The organism is Paraburkholderia sp. J8-2 (assembly GCF_905220195.1).
GTDB lineage: Bacteria > Pseudomonadota > Gammaproteobacteria > Burkholderiales > Burkholderiaceae > Paraburkholderia.
In genome coordinates this window covers 1-19,269 of record NZ_CAJMZA010000048.1, presented here as the reverse complement: position 1 = coordinate 19,269, position 19,269 = coordinate 1, and the positions used below count along the sequence as shown (strand labels likewise).

Annotated in this window: 19 protein-coding genes; 10 read left to right on the top strand and 9 right to left on the bottom strand. The window is 60.7% G+C overall.

From position 1 onward, the window contains the following. Window positions 1–26: 26 nt before the first annotated feature. Genes U5A52_RS40840 through U5A52_RS40830 form a run of 3 tightly spaced genes read right to left on the bottom strand, consistent with a single transcriptional unit; the run spans window position 27 to window position 4,535 of the window. Window positions 27–1,205, bottom strand: a complete 1,179-nt coding sequence (locus U5A52_RS40840) for an acetate/propionate family kinase (RefSeq protein ID WP_321939934.1) — start codon at window positions 1,203–1,205, stop codon at window positions 27–29. A gap of 4 nt (window positions 1,206–1,209) precedes the next feature. After that, window positions 1,210–2,148, bottom strand: a complete 939-nt coding sequence (locus U5A52_RS40835; protein WP_321939932.1) for a phosphate acetyltransferase — start codon at window positions 2,146–2,148, stop codon at window positions 1,210–1,212. Then, window positions 2,145–4,535: a DUF3141 domain-containing protein gene (locus tag U5A52_RS40830; RefSeq protein ID WP_321939931.1), complete on the bottom strand. Its 2,391-nt coding sequence runs from the start codon at window positions 4,533–4,535 to the stop codon at window positions 2,145–2,147. Before U5A52_RS40830 ends, U5A52_RS40835 begins: the two co-directional genes overlap by 4 nt. A gap of 655 nt (window positions 4,536–5,190) precedes the next feature. On the opposite strand from U5A52_RS40830, the gene U5A52_RS40825 reads away from it, so the two are divergent. The 5 genes from U5A52_RS40825 to U5A52_RS40805 all read left to right on the top strand — a co-directional run bounded on the left by U5A52_RS40825 (window position 5,191) and on the right by U5A52_RS40805 (window position 9,990). Continuing rightward, on the top strand, window positions 5,191–5,952 hold the full coding sequence (locus U5A52_RS40825; protein ID WP_321939930.1) for a M48 family metallopeptidase: 762 nt from the start codon (window positions 5,191–5,193) through the stop codon (window positions 5,950–5,952). A 71-nt stretch (window positions 5,953–6,023) separates the two neighbouring features. Further along, window positions 6,024–7,367 carry a glycosyltransferase gene (locus tag U5A52_RS40820; RefSeq protein WP_321913439.1) on the top strand — a complete coding sequence of 448 codons (1,344 nt, stop codon included), beginning with the start codon at window positions 6,024–6,026 and terminating at the stop codon, window positions 7,365–7,367. Beyond that, window positions 7,367–8,392, top strand: a complete 1,026-nt coding sequence (locus tag U5A52_RS40815; RefSeq protein WP_321939928.1) for a hypothetical protein — start codon at window positions 7,367–7,369, stop codon at window positions 8,390–8,392. The genes U5A52_RS40820 and U5A52_RS40815 overlap by 1 nt, the downstream gene beginning before the upstream one ends. Window positions 8,393–8,608: 216 nt before the next feature. After that, window positions 8,609–9,004 carry a chemotaxis response regulator CheY gene (gene cheY / locus U5A52_RS40810; RefSeq protein ID WP_321913441.1) on the top strand — a complete coding sequence of 132 codons (396 nt, stop codon included), beginning with the start codon at window positions 8,609–8,611 and terminating at the stop codon, window positions 9,002–9,004. Between the two features lie 431 nt (window positions 9,005–9,435). Then, window positions 9,436–9,990, top strand: a complete 555-nt coding sequence (locus tag U5A52_RS40805) for a GNAT family N-acetyltransferase (protein WP_321939926.1) — start codon at window positions 9,436–9,438, stop codon at window positions 9,988–9,990. 152 nt (window positions 9,991–10,142) lie between these two features. On the opposite strand, the gene U5A52_RS40800 is transcribed toward U5A52_RS40805, so the two are convergent. The 3 genes from U5A52_RS40800 to U5A52_RS40790 form a co-directional block, all read right to left on the bottom strand. Next, window positions 10,143–10,265, bottom strand: a complete 123-nt coding sequence (locus U5A52_RS40800) for a hypothetical protein (protein ID WP_321939924.1) — start codon at window positions 10,263–10,265, stop codon at window positions 10,143–10,145. Between the two features lie 141 nt (window positions 10,266–10,406). Then, the gene (locus tag U5A52_RS40795; protein WP_321939922.1) at window positions 10,407–10,865 is read right to left on the bottom strand and encodes a hypothetical protein; all 459 of its coding nucleotides are present in this window, start codon (window positions 10,863–10,865) and stop codon (window positions 10,407–10,409) included. A gap of 33 nt (window positions 10,866–10,898) precedes the next feature. Further along, window positions 10,899–11,246, bottom strand: a complete 348-nt coding sequence (locus tag U5A52_RS40790; protein WP_321939920.1) for a hypothetical protein — start codon at window positions 11,244–11,246, stop codon at window positions 10,899–10,901. A gap of 552 nt (window positions 11,247–11,798) precedes the next feature. Here U5A52_RS40790 and U5A52_RS40785 point away from each other — a divergent pair. The 5 genes from U5A52_RS40785 to U5A52_RS40765 all read left to right on the top strand — a co-directional run bounded on the left by U5A52_RS40785 (window position 11,799) and on the right by U5A52_RS40765 (window position 16,943). Next, window positions 11,799–13,265, top strand: a complete 1,467-nt coding sequence (locus tag U5A52_RS40785; RefSeq protein ID WP_321939918.1) for a hypothetical protein — start codon at window positions 11,799–11,801, stop codon at window positions 13,263–13,265. A 157-nt stretch (window positions 13,266–13,422) separates the two neighbouring features. Then, window positions 13,423–13,794, top strand: a complete 372-nt coding sequence (locus U5A52_RS40780) for a YciI family protein (protein WP_321913446.1) — start codon at window positions 13,423–13,425, stop codon at window positions 13,792–13,794. Further along, a complete protein-coding gene (locus U5A52_RS40775) occupies window positions 13,791–15,059 on the top strand; it encodes an RNA polymerase sigma factor (protein WP_321939916.1) in 1,269 nt (422 codons plus the stop codon). Before U5A52_RS40780 ends, U5A52_RS40775 begins: the two co-directional genes overlap by 4 nt. Window positions 15,060–15,228: 169 nt before the next feature. Continuing rightward, window positions 15,229–15,426, top strand: a complete 198-nt coding sequence (locus U5A52_RS40770; protein ID WP_321913448.1) for a hypothetical protein — start codon at window positions 15,229–15,231, stop codon at window positions 15,424–15,426. A 251-nt stretch (window positions 15,427–15,677) separates the two neighbouring features. Further along, window positions 15,678–16,943, top strand: coding sequence for a leucine-rich repeat domain-containing protein (locus U5A52_RS40765; protein ID WP_321913449.1), 1,266 nt, complete (start codon window positions 15,678–15,680; stop codon window positions 16,941–16,943). 139 nt (window positions 16,944–17,082) lie between these two features. Here U5A52_RS40765 and U5A52_RS40760 read toward each other — a convergent pair whose 3' ends face one another. The 3 genes from U5A52_RS40760 to U5A52_RS40750 form a co-directional block, all read right to left on the bottom strand. Further along, window positions 17,083–17,604 (bottom strand): hypothetical protein, encoded by a 522-nt coding sequence (locus tag U5A52_RS40760; protein WP_321913450.1) that lies wholly within the window; start codon window positions 17,602–17,604, stop codon window positions 17,083–17,085. A 64-nt stretch (window positions 17,605–17,668) separates the two neighbouring features. Beyond that, entirely contained in the window at window positions 17,669–18,211 is a 543-nt protein-coding gene (locus tag U5A52_RS40755) for a glycine zipper domain-containing protein (protein ID WP_321939955.1), read from the bottom strand. 676 nt (window positions 18,212–18,887) lie between these two features. Continuing rightward, window positions 18,888–19,269 (bottom strand): LysR substrate-binding domain-containing protein (locus tag U5A52_RS40750; RefSeq protein WP_321939914.1); only part of this gene is annotated, 382 nt, incomplete at its 5' end.

Below are 19,269 nucleotides of genomic sequence, written 5' to 3'. Positions count from 1 at the left end.
TCTCCTCCCTTCGCAATCGGGCAGATTCACGCAATGCCCGCCACCTCCCGCGTGTGGCGGGCGATCATCAGTTCTTCATTGGTCGGGACAACCCATACGGCGACCTTGCTCGATGCGGTGCTGATGCAGGGGCCGCCGGACGCGTTCGCGCCGCTGTCGATTTCCACTCCGCACCAGCGCGCCTGTTCGCAAGCCCGGTGCCGGATCTCAGGCGAGTGCTCGCCGATGCCCGCTGTAAAAACCAGTGCGTCGAGCCCCTGCAGCGCGGCGGCGAGCGACCCGAGCTCGCGTGCGATTCGGTACGCGTACAGCTCGATGGCGAAGGCCGCACGCGCGTCGTCACTTGCAAGCAGCGCGCGCATGTCGCCCGATATGCCCGATACGCCCAGCAGCCCCGAGCGGCGGTAGAGCAAGTCCTCGACGCCCCGCGTATCCATTTTTAGCTCATCGAGCAGATAGAGGATCACGCCGGGATCGAGATTGCCGCTACGCGTGCCCATGGGCAATCCATCGACCGCGGTGAAGCCCATCGTGCTCGCGACACTCCGGCCTGCGTCCATCGCACACATGCTGGCGCCATTGCCGAGGTGCGCCACGACGGTGCGACCCTTCGCTGCATCGGGAGCAACGTCGGGCAGCGTTCGTGCGATGTACTCATAGGAAAGGCCGTGGAAGCCATATCGCCGCACACCTTTCTGCGTCAACGCGGCCGGCAGCGCAAACGTCGAAGCGAGTGCAGGCTGTGTAGCGTGAAATGCCGTGTCGAAACACGCGACCTGTGGCAAGTCCGGGTTGCGCTCGGCGATGACACGAATCGGTTTCAGGTTGTGCGGCTGATGCAGCGGAGCGAGCGGCGTGAGCTTGTCGAGTTCATCCAGCACACCTGGCGTGACGGCCACGGGTTTCGAGTACGCCTGCCCCCCATGAACCACACGATGCCCGACTGCAACGACCTGGTTGCCGTCACGATGGCTGCGCAGAAACTGGGCGATGTAGACGACCGCCTCTTCATGCTCGAGGCTCGCGCCCCAATCCTCCTCTCCGGTTTGATTGCCCTTCCCGTCGAATGCGGCGAAATGCGGCGCCGAAAGCAGGCCTTCCATCTGGCCGCGCATGATGAGCGCCAAGTCCTCCGACTGGGCATCGAATGCGCTGAACTTGATGCTCGAAGAACCGGCGTTGAGAACGAGTATGACGTCGGCCATGGCGTCACCCCTTTACCCGCGCATCTTCCCTGCGCTTCGCGGCCACGAGCGACGCCACGGCACACGAGGCAAGCCGCGTGACAACGGAATCCGCGCGGCTCGTCAGGATGACCGGCACCCTCGCGCCAAGCACAATGCCGGCTGCGTCCGCTCCAGCGAGGAAGGACAGACTCTTGGCCAGCATGTTGCCCGCCTCGAGGTCGGGCACCAGGAGCACATTCGCGCGTCCCGCCACCGGTGAATCGATACCCTTGATCCGCGCGGCTTCGGGATCGATGGCATTGTCAAGCGCCAGTGGGCCGTCGACCAGCGCGCCGGTTATCTGGCGGCGGTCGACCATCTTGCACAAGGCAGCGGCTTCCACTGTGGATGGCACCTTGGGATTGACCGTCTCCATCGCCGAAAGGATTGCCACCCGCACTTCGGGCAGCCGCAGCGCGTGCCCCAGATCGATCGCGTTCTGCAGAATGTCACCCTTCTCGGCGAGCGTGGGCGCGATGTTGATCGCAGCGTCGGTGATGATCAGCGCGCTCTCGTGGCGCGGCACATCCATAACGAAGCAATGGCTCACGCGGCGTTCCGTTCTCAGGCCGCCATCGCGGCTCACCACTGCGCCCATGAGTTCGTCCGTGTGCAGGCTGCCTTTCATCAGCGCTTCGGCGCGCCCTTCGCGCACCAGTTCGACCGCCCTTGCCGCCGCGGCATGACTGTGTGGTGCGTCCTCGATCGCGCAGCCGGCAATGTCCAGGTGCTCGCGCGCGGCGATCTCTTCGATGCGTTCGCGCGGCCCCACGAGGATCGGGGCGATCAGGCCAAGTTCCTTCGCCTGCAGCGCGCCTTCGAGAGAACTTCGATCGCAGGGATGCACGACCGCGGTGGCCAGCGGCGGTAAGGACCGGCAAACGGCGATCAGCGCCTCATACTTCTCGTGTTCGCGATTCACGATGCCTCCTTGAGTCCGGGTGCCAGGCGGGAGGGCGGTGCTTCCGAAACCTGATGCACCGACGCCGCTGACCGTGTCGCGGTTGCACGCTCCAACGGCAGGCAAGCGCGGATCGAATCGAGCATGCTGAGCTGGGCTGGGGTCGGCTCCGTTGCCTGAACGCGCCTGTCAGCGAGAAGCTTTTCAGCCAGTTCCAGCAGCTTCTCCCGGTCTTTCCGGTCTCTTAGCAGATTCGGGAGCGTGGCCAGCGCCTGATCCGGCTCGTAATGCACGATGATTTCCTGCTCACCGCGCACACGCCTCCATTGGTCGCCTGGAAGCTGGGGCAGATAGGCGGCATAGTCCTTTGCGAGTTCATGCCGCAGGTTCAGCCGCGCCAACGGAAGCGGCTCGCCGTGACGAGCGAGCAGGCAAGCGGCGCGAGCAAGCGCTTCTGTGTAGCCGCCCTCGTTGATCGACGCCAACGCATCCCTCACGAAGGGCAGATCACGCCGATCTCCAGATGCCTCTGCGGTTTTCGCTTGCGCTTGCTCACTTTGATCGGCGGAGAACAGATTCCCGTAGAGAGAAAAGAATGCGCCTTCAGTCATGGCGTCGCGCATCGCGCGATAGAAGTCGAGCGATGCACTGATCATTGCCGAGCCATAGTGCTCGAACTCCCTCAACCGGGTGTCCTCGTGGGCTTGCGCATGCCGTCTCGCCCTGACCGCTTCCGCCGTTGGCCCAAGCCACGAGAGCCACGGGTTCATGTCCGAAAACATCCAGCGTTGCGCGCGCAGTGGATGGAACTGCCGCTGCAGGTTTGCTGTCGCGTCGTTCGACACGGCGCGTACCCAGGGTTGCAGGAATAGCTCATACGCGCGCTGATTCAACTCCGATACGCGCTTGACGGCCTCGAACGGCTGCTCGTCAATGCGCTCGAACCGGTTCAGCCGCGCGGCGATATCTTCGAGCCAATACTCCTGGAATGAGACGTCATACTCCGTCTTGCCGTCCTCGCCGGTGTGCTCGGCGATATGCATCCCGTAGAGACCGGGCGGGAACGCCTCGATCGCTTCGAGCACGGATGCGATCTCACGGTGTTCCTTCTTCGCGACCTTGCCCGAAACAAAAATGCCGAGATGGCCGATGCTCTGGTGCACGAGCCCGACAATCACCTGACCGCGCGCCTTGATCTCCTCCGTGCTTCCGTAGATGTCGGCGACCCAGTTGAATGCCTGCTGGGGCGGCGTGATGTTGTCGCCAAGCGACGCGAACAGGATGATCGGCGACTTGATCTGCCGTAGATCGAACGCCGCTCCATCGAGACCCCGAACCTCGCCCGACCACAGCTTGTTACCGACGAACAGGTTGCGCGTGATCCATTCGATCTCCTCACGGTTCATCAAGTAGTAGCCGCCCCACCAGCGCTCGAAATCAAGGAAGCGCGGTGGCTCCGTATCGATGTTGTCGAACAGGTGATAGTACTTGTCCCACAGGCTGTTGGCGGGGTTGAGATTCTCGAAGTTCTGCACGAGATGTGCGCCGTCGAACTTGCCGTTGCCGAGATCCGCAGTCAGCGACGCGAGCCAGGTGCCGCCCAGCATCCCGCCGGAGTAGCGCATGGGATTGTCGCCCTCACCTTCGCTCCATGCGCCGCTCCAGTATGACATCGGAGCGCCATTGATGACGAGCGGCCCCGTATGGTCCGGGTCGGAGCTTGCCAGCATCATCGCGGCCCAGCCGCCCTGGCAATTTCCGATGATTGCCGGTTTCGGGCTGTCTGGATGCAGTTCGCATACCTTTCTGATGAACTGTTCTTCGGCCGCGCAAACGTCGAGCAACGTCTGGCCAGGCTCAGGGTCGCGAAAGAAGATGATGAAATACACAGGGTGGCCAGCTTTGAGCGCAACTCCCGCCTGCGAATCGTCCTTGAAGCCGCCTATGCCGGGACCGTGGCCCGCACGAGGGTCGATGATCACATAGGGACGCTTGCTAACGTCGATGACCACGCCATCGGGAGGTAGCAGACGCACCAGCGCATAGTTGACTGGCCGAGGCAGCCTCCGACCGTCGACCACGAGTTCATGACCGAAATGCAGGACCGGTTGAAGACCCTCGCGCGCCTGATCGACGAAAGCATTTCCGCGCTGGCGCAGGGTGTCCCAGAAGAGGACGGAACGCTCGGCCACATCCACTGCGTAGCGGTAGCCGGCCCAGGGGTCCAACGCCGTTGTCCATGCCGGATTGCCAGGCGCCGGCGCACCGTTGCCTCCGACTCGCCGCGCCGCATCCGCTAAACGCCGATTGAATTGCGAGCGCGCGACTTCGGAACGCTTTGCGAAAAGCCGGGCAACCCTGCTACCGACTTCCTGGCAACGTGCGTACTTATGGGCTACGTCTGTCATGGCATCACCTAGTCATTAGCGAACGAATGGGAAAAGACACGCCCTCTACCTTGACGGTACAGGCAGACACAGGCGTCTGCGACGTGCTTGAAATGAGATGATCGGGGCGAGTCTCTCCTCAAACAGGCAAGCTATCTAAAGCAAATCTTCGGGAAGACAAGTCGTGATACCAAGCGACGACCCGAAAACGAGCACCGCCACCTCTTGACGACACAATGAAAGGAATACTTATAAATATTTTCGACAATGATTTCGTTTCAGCCGATGCCCACATGCACATGGATACGATCTCTTAAAACACTGGCAGATGCACGTGACAGATTCGTTACGGGGTATCCGGACGTCAACTTCGTAGCAGGTAGCGGCCGTTCGAGCATCGGTTGAGGTCGATAAGTCCTGGGTCCGGGCGGTCACTTGCCGGGGATAAGCCGTCTAGCGCTAACGTTCACGTTTTGAAACGGAAAGCATTGTCATTCACAGGAATTGAAAAAAATGCGTGTGGGAACGACAACGACATATGGAGCAGTAAATTCTCTCGGTGTCCTCCCCTCTTGGTGTCCTCCCCACTATAGTTAAGTCGCGAGGTTAAAATCGTCGTTGCGGAAGAGTGCTTCCCTGTGTAGAAGGCTACGAGAACCGTCAAAGGACGTTCGACATGAAAACGACCTGCATTGCTCTCGCTGCCGCTGCCACTGCGTGCGGCATGCTCGCCGCTTGCTCGGGGATGAGCCTTGATCCCAATACCCTCGCGCAATCCGGCTCACAAGCATTTCAGGCCGCGTCGCTCACCGATGCCGATGTGCGCACGCTGTCCGACAAGTCGTGCGCACAGTTCGACTCGGAAAACCAGATCGCGGCCGCCGACAGCCCGTACACGCAGCGCCTGAACAAAATCGCCGCGCAACTTGGCAATAACATTAACGGCGTGCCCGTCAACTACAAGGTCTACATCACGAAGGACGTCAACGCGTGGGCGATGGCGAACGGCTGTGTACGCGTCTATAGCGGTCTGATGGACATGATGACGGACGACGAAGTGCGCGGCGTCGTCGGCCATGAGATGGGGCACGTCGCGCTCGGCCACACGAAGAAGGCGATGCAGGTCGCGTATTCGACGTCGGCGCTGCGCTCGGTGGCGACGTCGGCGGGCGGCATGACAGGCGCGATTTCTGCGTCGCAAATCGGCGACTTCTCCGAGAAACTGATCAACGCACAGTTCTCGCAATCGCAAGAAATGGCTGCGGACGACTATTCGTTCGATATCCAGAAGAAAAAGGGCTTGGATCCGTCCGGTCTCGTCACCGCGTTCAACAAACTCGCGAAATTTGACGGCGGCAAGTCGAGCATTCTGAGTTCGCACCCGGCGTCGGCGGCGCGCGCGCAACACATCCAGGAGCGGCTCGCGTCGAATAAGTAATGCGGCGGAAGGTGATCAGAATCTGGCGCTGTCGCGATATCCCGGCCGCGCCACTCGAAACCGGCCACGCCATGCGCATCGAAGACGTCGACCCAGTTCATTTCCGGCCGTTTGGAGCCGGGCCAGGCCTACTCGGCATCCGCGGCTTCGGTTGCGCCCTGGTCGTGGCCACTGCATGGCTTGGCGTTTCTTTTTGGTTGGCGCTGCCATGGGTGGCCGAACTTGCGGAAAAGATCGGCTCGGTATCCACGTGGCTGGTCGTCGGCGGCATTGCGCTGGCGCCAGGGTTCATGAACGCCTTTCAGACCGCGACCCTCCTGCAACGTCCGAGCGGTCGCTACCGCGAACCCACTGCCTACCCCGCCCTGACAGTCCTGATCGCGGCGTATAACGAGGCCGGCCAGATTGCCAATGCCTTGCACTCTCTTCTAAGCCAGAAGTACTCTGCACGATTGGACATCATTGTCATTGACGACGGTTCTCAGGATGGAACCGCAACGATCGTACGCGAGACTTTCCCGGAAGTACGTGTGATCGTTTCGGCATGTAACGCGGGCAAGGCAGCAGCTCTCAATCGTGGACTTGCAGTCGCGCACCATTCTCTGGTCGTTACCGTTGACGGCGACAGTTGGCTACACGCCGATGCGCTCCGCTATCTGGTGCTGGAGTACTTGAACGGACCGGCCAATACCGCAGCGGTCGCCGGGGCCGTATTCGTAGGCAATAGGGACAGGAGTTGGTCGTCTCGCGTCCAATACTGGGACTACTTGCACGGCATTGCGGCGACCAAACGAACGCAGGCCGCCTATGGCGGAACGCTGGTCGCCCAAGGTGCCATGTCACTGTACCGTACCGATCTGCTGCGAGAAATCGGAGGGTGGCCACAGAGCCTTGGCGAAGATATTGTCCTCACTTGGGCGTTGCTGTCCCGAGGATACGACGTCGGCTACGCCGAGCGGGCGCTCTGCTTCACCAACGTGCCGGAAACTTTCGGCGGCTTGCTACGGCAGCGGGCTCGCTGGGCGAGAGGCATGATCGAGGCTTTCCGTCATCACCCGGGCATTCTGCGCCAGCGCCGAATCACAACATTTCTTGTTGTCTGGAACCTGCTTTTCCCGTGGCAAGACCTGGTCTTTACCTTCGCGTTTATTCCGGGCCTGGTACTCGCACTGTTCGGCCATTACTGGTTGGTTGGTCCATTGACGCTGGCGCTGATCCCATCGGCCGGCTTTATCGGCTTCGTGATGTACCGGATGAGCGCAAAGGTCTTTCACCAGGCAGGCTGCAAGATAGCGTGGGATCCACTGGCGCTTGTCGTCTATACGCTGGCCTACGGACTCATCAATCATCCGGCCAGCTTGCGCGGCTACCTCGCCGAATTGTTCGGACAGGCGAAAACGTGGGGCACCAAATAATGGTCCTGCGTTTGCTGCCGGTGCTGCTCTTCGCGGTCGCAGCCAGCGCGGCCGCATACGATGAGGTGATTGACAAACGCCCGCCCGGACAGAGCCCAGACCTCTTCGAGTCGCCTGAGTATGCCCCCTTGGCCGGGATGACAACCGACTATTTCGGAACCCGCGATACGACGGGATTCGAACGGGATTCGCTCCGTCTTGGCGGAATGGTTCACTATGCATCCCGGTATGACTTTGTCAGCCTTGGCGTGTCTCGAGACGAATTCCGCCAGGGCGATTGGACTGGCATTGCTGACTCCGTTTTGATCGAAGGGCGGAAAGTCAATCAGCTTACGGCAGAAGGAATTACCGGCCGATTGGCGGTTACCACGACCGGGCATCCTCAATGGCACGGGGAGGTCACATGGAACGTACGCTTTGGAGAGCGTGGCGGTGTCGAGCTTATTGCGAATCGCGACGCTGTGGAGAGCGAAGCAGCGGTCCAGAATGGCATCCTCTCCAATTTCCTTGCGGCAAGCTTTGACTACGCGCCCACCGAGCACCTGACGATGATAGCCATGCCGACCTGGCGCCGATTTACCGATGGCAACCAGCAGCTTGGCGGGCGAACCTGGCTGATCCTTTCCCCGGTGCCGGAGAGCGGGATCGGCATCGAACTGAAGGGGCAGGGCTTTCATGGAAGCGGACAATCGCAGCAGCTGTATTTCAGTCCCGAAGAATACCGGAAGGCGGAGGCAGGACTGCGCTTGCGGCGTTCGTTTGGCGATTGGCGGGTTTATGCGTATGCCCGGTTGGGCCACGAATGGATCGATCACGACATTGACAAGCCGACGGCAGAATTTGGAATCACTGCCAGGCGCACCTTCAGCAATGGCATCACCGCAGCAGTGCAGTTCGCCTACAGCCGAAGCTCCTATTCGGATGCAGTCCAGAATCTCAACGAGAATTACGGGTGGCGCATGTTGAGAATCGTCGTCGTATTGCCACTCGATCGCCTTTTCGCGTCTTCTCAGTTACCCAATTGAAGTCTCGCCGTCGCAGCGTCAAGCGCTGGACGGCCGTTTCTGCGCGCTTACACCGAGTTCCGCGGATACGCTCTCGCCGACGGCCGCTAACGGTCAGCCCCATCTTCGCACCGACTTGACTGCGATACCGATACTTTGACCACTCGAACACTAAAGTTTCAAGCCAGACTGCCGTAAGGCCGGTTTGGTTTCAGGCGCTAAAACGTGCGGAGTGATATGAACAAGAGTATGAGAATTCTGGTGGTGGATGACTTTCCGACGATGCGCCGAATTGTCCGCACCATGTTGAGGGATCTGGGTTATACGAACGTCCATGAGGCGGAGGACGGCGTGATGGGGCTTGCGCATCTGCGTGCGAGCCCCTTCGATTTCGTGATTACCGACTGGAACATGCCTAACCTCAACGGGCTTGAGATGCTGAAGGAGATTCGCGCAGATGCAAGTCTTGCACATCTTCCGGTGCTGATGGTCACCGCCGAGTCGAAGAAGGAAAACATCATCGCAGCGGCTCAGGCCGGTGCGAACGGCTACATAGTCAAGCCGTTTCCCGCGTCCCTCCTGGACGAGAAGCTGAGCCGAATTGTCGAGAAAATGGGCAAGACTGGAAAGTGAAATGAATGAGCGTTAAGGCCCGCCATTGGCCGCAGGAATGTGCATGCCACCGCACATGTCGGCAGGCGTCGAATAAACCTTAACGGAACGTGCCGGCTGCATCGGACAGGACGCTGCCACTTACGGTCGTTCAGTCAGACTGCGTGCGCTTTGCTGGAGCGTCGCTAGTAGACCGGTAAAGCGACAACCAAAGTGCTGCGATTGACAAAGCGCGACAGACTACACGCAACCTGAGGACATGCTCATTGCAGCCGTAACGTTCAAGTTGCATGCCGGTGATACGCAATACGTGCGCACTTCTATCAGCATGGGCCTTCTGGTTGGACATATCACGCCAACCCTGGAGGACCCGGAAACCGGGCCTCACGCAGTCGAGCAGCTTAAATAAACCGATGCTCCGACGACTACAGCCGCGCAATTAAGCTCTTGAATTGAACAAAACGAATGACAACGTGGGTGGCACGCCACCCACCGGAATACGAGCTTCCGGCATGCGGCCTGTGGGTATTCGGCCAACCACTGAAGAAGACTGGGAGATCTTGAAAGGGATCTTCCTTGCTGCGCTGTCTGACAGTCCAACGGCGTTCGGTTTGCGTTACGCCACAGCGGCCGCGTATAGCGAGCAGCAATGGCGCGACTGCGCGTCAGCTCAAACGCAACCACTATACCTGGTAGCCTTGGAGCAAGGACAAGCAGTCGGACTGATCGGAGACGGGATAACCCGTTCGCACGAATACCACTTGATTGCCATGTGGGTTCATCCGAAGCGGCGAGGCATGGGAATTGGGGGCCGTCTCGTCAATGCAATCCAGGCGCGCGCGATTGAACGCGGATATAGAAGAGTCGTATTGAGAGTCTCGCCAGAAAACGGCCGCGCTGCGGACCTCTATAGAAGGCATGGTTTTATATTCTTGCCGGAATGGGAAACACTCGCCGGTCAACCCGCGATCAACCTGCAAAAAATGGAATGGAGTAGCAGTCGCTGACTGCCATTTCGATTCCGCTGGGAGCTTGATCGACCGTGTTCGGGTTGCTCAAGAGTCCGCTCAGGGTCGACTCACGCTTTTTGCATGAAGGCATCGGTCGTGATGCCACTATTCGATGGCTGCGCCGGCGTCGCTCAACGTTCGCGCGGTAATCACGTGGCGAACTCGTCTGCAACCTCATCCCACCAAGCCGCTCCTTCGCCGTCCACCGCGCTCGGGTCGATCGCCTTGCGATAGATCGCCTTCGCATTGTTAATGCGTTGGCAAATCGTCACCCTCTCGTCCCGAAGCGCGGCGCGACGAACATGCTGCGCAGTGCTCTGCTCTTTCCAGCATTGGAATCGCCTACTACGATCAGCATTCGCTCTAACTGTGGCAATTGACAGAGTGGTTTGTTCACCAGTCGCTTTCTGTTATCAGTGGTCGGTCGACGGTAATCGGGTCGCATTGGCGGTTCTCACTCGCCATTCACTATCGCCGCATCTGAACTGCTGCATCCAGACCTGCTTTAGCTCGTCCCCATCAACCACATCGGCGGCTACGATGACCCGCTTTTCGTAATGGCCCAAGCAGCTGACAGTGATCGCACGCGAGGCAATGGCGTCACCCTCGAAGCGAAGCGCAGCAATCTCGACGAGCGGCTCTTCCTTCTCATTTCCCGCGTAGGCCTTCGATGCCCCGCGCACCGTAAGATCGTCAAACCATCGAACAGTCCAACTGCCGTCAGTTGCCCTTCGTTCGAGGACCACGTCACGAGACCACCAAGCTGCCTCGTGCGAGAGCTTCTGCTCCGGCTCTACCGGTTGCTCAGCCACCGCGGGACCTGCAGTCAAGACTGAGGCGAGCATAACCGCTCCAACAACCGATGCCTTCATCTTTCTTCTCGTTGTCCGTTGCAAGTGCGTTGATTACCCGTGAATCATTTTGCGAGGTCCGTGTTGTTGCGGCTGAATGGCGGCGAAGACGTGCGCCTCCTTCTGTAGCGCCGTCAGAATCTCAACGGTCTGGGCATACAGGTCGAGGCCAGCAACATGCACGAAAGTCTCACGCGAGCGCCCGATCGACGCAATCTGCTCTGAGCACACAAATACAGTTTCGCGGGCATCCCCCGCAATGACCGTGTCCTGAAGGATCTGCAACTGGTGAATGATCCGACCGAGGAATATGACTCCCTCGCTCTTTTGGGGAAGCGTCACTGATAAGCGTTCCAGGTCGTCAATCGTTTGACGCAGCAGCGATAAAGTCGCCCGATCCATTCTCGTCTTCTCCTTGTTTTTTTCCTCTTTCCGCGGTTGGTCGCTACAAAAAGTACCACTGGCAAATCTCCGAGATCCGTTACCTTCTCTCGCCCAACCCTTCTTTATCGGCATCTGCGCACGAGTCTGTAGATCCAAACGACGAACCTTGTCAAAATCATGCAAAACGCATTCACGAGAATAGGTTCAGCGCGGCGACGACTCGCCACATTGCCCCGTGCGAGAACGCCCGTTACACCTCCTGGGCCGCCGGCACATGTTGACCGTACGCCGCCGAGGCAAGGCTATTCCACCTGTCCGCCCCCCATACTCGGCCGGGTCGCCTTCGGCCGCCCCATCAGGCAGTCGGCGGCGAAGACCCGCCGTTCGCCTGCATCCTCGGTCGGACGTTCAGGCCCAGCGTCAGGCGCAAGCGCGAAGAAATCTTTGTGAACTTTCCACCTTCAAGTCGCCGCCCCCCTGGATTCACTGACTTTCTCGGCACATCAATAGGCACTAAAAGACAGCGATCAGCGATGTTGCAATAAATTTTCTACCATAGGCGCATTAGCTATGGAAACGTTGCTACTCGCGCGCACCCGGCAATTGAGACCGGCGGAAGCGATGCTGGCATACGACGATCGCCTGTTGGATACCGGCGCTGTAACACGTGGCCCGCCCGCCATGGACGGCAAGGGAGTCGAGATGTCTCACGAACTCTACATCCAGGCACTTAGCGCGATGTTCCTGTTCTGGAATGGGGCGCGCATCCTCACGTACCTTCCGACGATCGGCAAACTCCTCGCGAGGGAAGCAGACATGCGCAGCCACAGTCTGTTGAGCTGGGGCTGCTGGGCTTTCAGCAATGGCACATTCGCGCTCATGCTCCTCGAAATGAGCCGGGGGATCCCGAATGGGATGTTTTGGATGAACCTGGCCAATACGCTGATGTGCGTCATTGTCTCGCTCATCATCCTGTTCAGGCGCTTCCCGCGCCTGCACACAGGTGCAAGTAAGGTCTATCGAAACATCAGACAAAATGAGTGGAAACCCGACGCCGTGGCTGGACAGTTGGGGCTGCTGCATCTAGGCGGACGCAGCCTGGCTGGGGGCGCCAATCTTGCGGTTGATCCTGTCCCCACTACACCGCCTATGCGACTCGGACGCCTTGCACTTTGGGTTGCGCCGGCGAGCGTAGTGGCGTTCGGGGCCGCGGGTGCCGTCACGTATGATCTCTGGTCCGACCATGTTCAGAACGCTGGCATCGAATCAAACGCAAGCGCACGACAGGCGTTCGGGATAATCAGTCCGGCATCGCCGATCCCACAAGGGTCTTCGTCCGCTCAGGTCTCGCCAGCAACAGCGGTTCCTGCTCGCGCAACCGCAATCGCTCGTGCGGAACTCGCCCCACCTACGCCTTCCACTTCGCCTGGCCGCAGCGCGGCACCTTCCCGCGACGGTGCTGCACCGCGGATGGCCACAGGGCGAGTGGGTAAGGCCGGCAACGTCGCGGCCCAGAATCGCGGGCATTGGGCGTCGCGCCTTATGACAAGCTTGCGGCAAGCGCTCGGCATCCCCCGATCAACATCGCCAAAGCGACAGACACTTGCGTCCGGCCATGGCGCACCACCAAGGTCGGCCTCTGCTCGTGGAACTGCGGTTGGCCGTGCTGAGATCGTCAGGCGTGTCCCTTCCCCTCCGTTCAATCACGGCGCTGCCCAACGCCGGGATTTCCCGGCACCGCGCGTCGCTACAGGTTGGCCCGGTACCGCGGACGATTTCGCCACGCAAAATCGCCGCCGTTCGGTGCAACAGGTTCCCGTCGATGAAGCGCGGCCAGGCGACGTCGTCGAAGCGGCCCCGGTCGTGTACGCTGCGCCTCCCGGTGTGTACGTGGGGCCTCCGGTTGTGTACGCGCAAGCGCCCGTCGCATACGGCCGCGGCTATGGGGGTGAGTACTGGGACCATCGGCAATGGCACGACAACGGCCGGCACAAGGGCTGGAAACATCGCCAGCATGATGATGCCGAAGACGATTAGTGCCTGTCACACGGCAAACCGCCTGCGTATTCACCAGCGGCCATCTGCCCTCTGCAATTTTTTTTGATGCGCCTTGTCCGTCAGCAAGACGTGCGAGCGTCATTATGATGGCGGCACGATGTAATTCATCCGCCTCAACCCCATGACGGAGGCTCAAATGGAATACCTCTTGATGATCTATTCGCAAGAAAACGGCTGGAGCCAGATGACCGACAGTGAGCGGCAGCAAGGCGTCGCCGCTTATCACGCGTACACCGAATCGCTCCAGAAAGCGGGGGCGCTGGTGGGTGCCAACCGGCTGCAGCACACGAATACGGCCACGACCGTGCGGTTGGTCGACGGCAAGCCGCAAGTGCTCGACGGACCGTATTCCGATTCGAAGGAGCAACTCGCGGGCTACTACCTGATCGACGTGCCCAACCTGGACGCGGCGATGGCGTGGGCGTCGCGGTGTCCCGGCGCGGCTCACGGCATCATGGAAGTGCGCCCGGTCTGGACCGCTCCGTACGATGCGCCATCTGCTGCATGAGCCAGTCCGGCGGCGGCCGTCACGCTGACGCCGCCGCACATTCCATTGCCGAGGCAGTCGCGCGCCGCAGTTATGGCAAGCTCGTCGCGCTGTTGGCGATGCGTACGCGCGACGTCGCCGCGGCCGAGGACGCACTCGCCGACGCGTTTGCGGCGGCACTCGCGGACTGGCCGGAGCACGGCTGCCCCGCAAGCCCCGAAGCCTGGCTGATGACCGTTGCGCGCCGCCGGGCGATAGATGGCGCACGCCATCGCCATGTCGGCGACACAGTGGTGAACCAGCTCGCGATCCTCGCAGATGAGATCGACGAGTGTGAACCCGGCGCGTTGCCCGACCGGCGGCTCGCGCTGCTCTTCGCATGCACACACCCCGCACTCGAGGCCGCGATTCGCACGCCGCTGATGCTGCAGGTCGTGCTGGGCCTGGAAGCGAAGACGATTGCATCCGCGTTTCTGATGTCTCCCGCCGCCATGAGCAAGCGCCTCGTGCGCGCGAAGACCAAGATCCGCGAAGCGGGCATTCCGTTCAGCGTGCCCGAGCGTGAGGAACTGCCCGGCCGGCTCGACTCGGTGCTTGAAGCTGTCTATGCCGCGTATGCGGAAGGTTGGACGGACCCGGTCGGCGGCGATACCGAACGGCGCGATCTAGCCGACGAGGCGCTGTATCTTGCGCAATTGCTCGTCGAACTGCTGCCCGAGGAAGCCGAGACGCTGGGTCTGCTTGCGCTGATGCTGTTTGCGCAGGCGCGGCGCGATGCCCGACGCGATGCGGCCGGCGATTACGTGCCGCTGTCGGCTCAGGACCCGGCGACATGGAACGCACCGATGATCGACGCAGCCAACGCACTGCTGCGGCGCGCGAACGCGTTTAATTCAATCGGTCGCTTTCAACTCGAGGCCGCACTGCAGTCGGCACATGTGCATCGCTGCCGATCGCATTGCCCGAACTGGGACGAGATCGTGCAACTCTACGACGGGCTGCTCGCCATAGCAGCTTCGCCCGTGATCGCGGTGAACCGCGCACTCGCACTGGCGGAGCGCGACGGCGCACAGGCGGCGCTCGACGCGCTCGCGCCGTATGCGAACGATTCGCGGCTGACTGACTACCAGCCATACTGGGCGGCACGCGCCAATCTGCTCGCGCGCGCCGGCGCTACGACCGATGCGCTTGACGCGTACGATCTTGCAATCGGCCTCGAGCGCGATCCGGCGGTGCGCCGGTTCCTGCAGCGCAAGAAACTGGAGCTTGCATCTGCGAGCAGCTAGTAATGCGTGGCTATGCGAACGCCCGCAATGGAACGCTTGACACTACAGATCATGTTTGGAGTTTGAGCGGGCGCGCCGACTGTTTTCCCCGGCTTGCCCGCGCGTCTCCCGCGGACCGGCCAGGCGGTCTATCATAATGGTGCTGCATTCATCAGCGCAGGAGCCCATCATGATCTCCCATCCGTTGGCCGCGCCGACCGGCACCGCTCCCGACACCGCGCGCCCTTCCGCCGGCACGACTCGCCAGCCCGATCGCCCATCTGGTCCGACGGGCCTGCAAACTCCGGCTCCCGACGACCTGCCAGACGCCAACGCGGCCGAGCCCGAGGCTCACGAGCATCTCCCGTCCAGAAGCGACGACAACTGATTCGGCACCGCCGTGCCGAGGCGCCGTGGCGCGAGGCTCCGTCGCTTCGCGTGGGCCTGTAATATCCACCTGCAACACCCGCCCGCCACGTCCTCCCGCGAGGACCGGCGGGTTTCTGTTGGTGCTCCCCAACCGGACAATTTGCCCGGGTCAATCAGTGACAGCTTCGGGCGTGGGGCCGCAATCGGCGGGGAATTGCGCCCTCGGTCTTCGTGTATAAATGAGGCTACCCAAGACAAACGGAGCCCGCCGTGGCCGAAACCCCACCGTCCACCTCAAAGCCAGTTACCGAAGGCGCGCGCACTTCGGTCTCGCGTCCTGTCAGGCTTTGGGCCCTCTGCGGCGGCATCGGCCTTTTGCTCGTGAGCCTGCTGGTGATCTTCGCCCCTGATCGGGAAAAACTGGATGAACGGGCGCTGAGCGGCCTGGGATTTTTCACGGGCGCGTGCGATGACCGTGGCGATTCAACTGCCACACCCGAGTCGGGATGCCTGGCATTGCGGGCAAAACCGACAGTGACAACGTCTCAGCTCGCCGCCGCGGTCCCCCACCTGGCCAAGCTTCACCTGAAACTCGAATTGAGTCTGGCGGGCAGCTCCGTTGATAACATCGACTCGCTGAAAGAGCTGGATGATGTGGTATCGCTCGACCTCACGGGCACGCCGGTCTGGAACATCGACGTGCTGAAGGGAATGCGTTCCCTGAAAAGACTCGTGATACACCGCACCCAGGTCCAGAACATCGATGCGCTTCGAGAATCGACCAGTCTCCAATTGCTCAATCTCTGGGACACCCGCGTTTCGAATCTCGAAGCACTGAGGGACTTGACTGAGTTGCGCCAGCTCGACCTTCGGGATACGCAGGTTCGGGACCTCGAAGCGCTGGCGAAGCTACCTCGTCTGGAAGCACTCAAACTGGGTGGCGCGAGAAATGTCAGGGACATCGAGCCACTCGGTCAATTGACCACGTTGATAACGCTCGATCTCAACGAGACGCAAGTCGAGCACCTCGATCCCTTGAAGAATCTTCACGATCTTCAGGCGCTCTATCTCGCGAACACGTCTGTTCGTGACATCGATGTGCTGATGGGCATGCCACACCTGAAGACGCTCGTGCTCGACGGCTCCAAAGTCGAGAATATCGAGGCGGTGCGGGGATTGCGCGAGATGGAAACACTCGTTCTTGCCCGCACGCCAGTCACGAATATCGACGCACTGAAAGGCCTGACTGGCCTGCAACGGCTCAATCTCTCCGACACCCGCGTCGAGAACATTGATGCGCTGAGCAATCTTACCGCCCTTCGAACACTCAATCTCTTTCGCACCGACGTTCAAGACATCGACGCGCTAAAGAGACTGAAGGGGCTACAAGAGCTCTATCTCGCGAATACGCCAGTCAAGGACGTCGACGTACTGAAAGGCCTGACCGGGCTGCGGGAGCTCGTTCTCTATGGCACCAAGGCCCGGAACGTCGATGAACTCAAAGCGGCCTTACCAAACACTCGAGTTGTATGGTGATCACCCGGTTTGCCCCGCTCGCACGACTCGAACTAAACTACGATCAAGACTTGTGTCGAATACCTGGGATATCTAAATACCTCAACATTGTTAGTGCACTCGGGCACTCTGGAGACCGGTCGATCAGCACGGCACCGGACTACGACGGGCCGCCCGCGACCACCCTGACCCTGCGCGATGTGTTGCGCTCCAGTCTCATGTACAGGTTCGCTGCCACGATACCGAAGACGATGTGAACGAACACGCTCGCCAGGTTGCGCCCCTCTGCGAACCACGGAAAAAGCCGTGTCATGCCGTAGAAATTAATAAGATAAACGGCTACAGCGAATGCGCCACCCGCCAGCGAAGCCATCCCCATGCTCGAGTCCAGGTCGAATGACGTCATGACCAGACCGAGGGCAAGTGCGAACACGATGGCAAGGGCAAAATGCACCACAAAGGCCGCGAGCACGATGCCAGGCGAGAATGCTTGCGGCGATTGCAATGCGCCTCGTCCCAGAATGATCGCGGCGACCATGCGTGGGGGCTCCAGCAGACTGCCGCCAGTCATCAGTGCCATCAGGACGACCCCTAACACCAGGAACACAGTGCCGGCGATGACGCCTGCCAGCACGGCGGCCCGACAGTCGAGCTGGCCGTGTGTGAAATGATGGAAATCCATGTGAAGGTGCACAATTTGTCTCCTGATTGATTCGGAGAAAACTTCAGCGAAAAACACCTTCAAATCAGGCGTGCTTCTCACTGAATTCGTTGAGCGGCACAGGCTGCTTGAGCGGATCGAAGTCGGCCCACCGCCCTTGTTGCCAGCAGCCGGTCGCGCGTTCGATCGCCGCGCCTCCCGCATCGCGCAGCACCCGTGCGGCGTCCAACTGGCTGTCCGGCGACACGTGTACGGCCACCAGCACGCCGGATTCACGGGTTTCTTCGTTGCTGGCTTCGCGCGTGCGCACCATCGCGCCGACCAATGAGCCGATATACGCACTCACCCCCGTCGCGATCAGCGACACGATAAGCGGCGGCGAAAACACTGCGAAGACCCCGACGCCGACCAGGGCGCCAACCACTGCGCCAATCGTGATGCCTATCTCGGCACCCGCCGGCGCCTCCCTCGCGTTTGCGTCTGTGATGGTTTCGAATCCGTGCTGGCCGCACGGATTGACGAAAAACAGTGTGACGTCCTCTTCGACGAAGCCGGCAGTGATGACCCGTTGTGCCGCGTCTTCAGCTGCGGGGAACGTCGTAAAGCGTGCTGCGACGATGAGTGACATGTGGCCTCCATCCATCGTTGAGCGGCGGTTGCAGGCGTACCGCCCCACCTCACCCGCGCCGACCTATGTGCATGCGATGGCACGCGTCGCGACTATGGCGTGGTGCCGCGATCGGGTTCCATACCGTCCACGCTGAACCGTCCGCTATGGACCACTACGCCTTGCGGCTGTGGCGCAAATTGCCGCTCGCGAGCGAAAAAACGGTTGATTCACCTTGTCTCGTCGGTACGGCTATCGTCCTCATTGTGCAAGCGCGCAATCAGAATCGCGATAGGTCAACCTCCTCTATTTGAGGTAGGTGATTCGCCAGGTGTCGCGATGCATCGTGATGACTGTTCGCCGCTCGTGCGTAGCTTCGAGCGGCATGACTTCTTCAGGACGACGCAATGTGACCGTTCAATGGCAGTCTGCTCGCACGCTCGTTCGTCACGCAGCCACAGCGCAGCGTTGCTGCGTGCGACTCGCATCCTGCTAAAACGAAATGGGGCTTCGAATATTCCCGGCGTGTTGTGCGGTCCGCGAGAATGAGATGCGGTTGACCGCGCCGTCGAACGCACAAGCGTCGACGTCCGTCATTTCGCTGACAACGACGGATCGCATGACAGCCATGGAGACGTTCGTTGCCGTCGTCCCCCGTTTTTTCCATGATTCGATTCGCGCCCCGGCACATTAGCGCTCAGGCATGCAGCGAAGCGGCAATCCGCACCTTCACGGAGGCCACGCAATCCAGTGCCGTAGCCAGCACGGGATTTGGCGAAACTTCGCCGTAGTAGAGCCGCACAGTTTCAAGAAAGCGCGCGCCTTCGATCGGCAGGATGGCGAGCGTGCCGCGCCGTGCCACGGTCAACGGCATCAACGCGAGAAACGGATACAGGCCGAGCATCGTCTCGTTCGCCTGAATCGAAACCGACTGCACGCAGCCCGCCGGCAACTCGAGGCCGCCCCGTTGCATCCAGCGTTCGAGGGCGACGAAAGTGGGCGCCTCGCGCGGCGGCAGAATCCACGGCAAGCCAGCAAGATCGGCGCGCTTGACGGAACGCCGCGCCGCGAGCGGATGG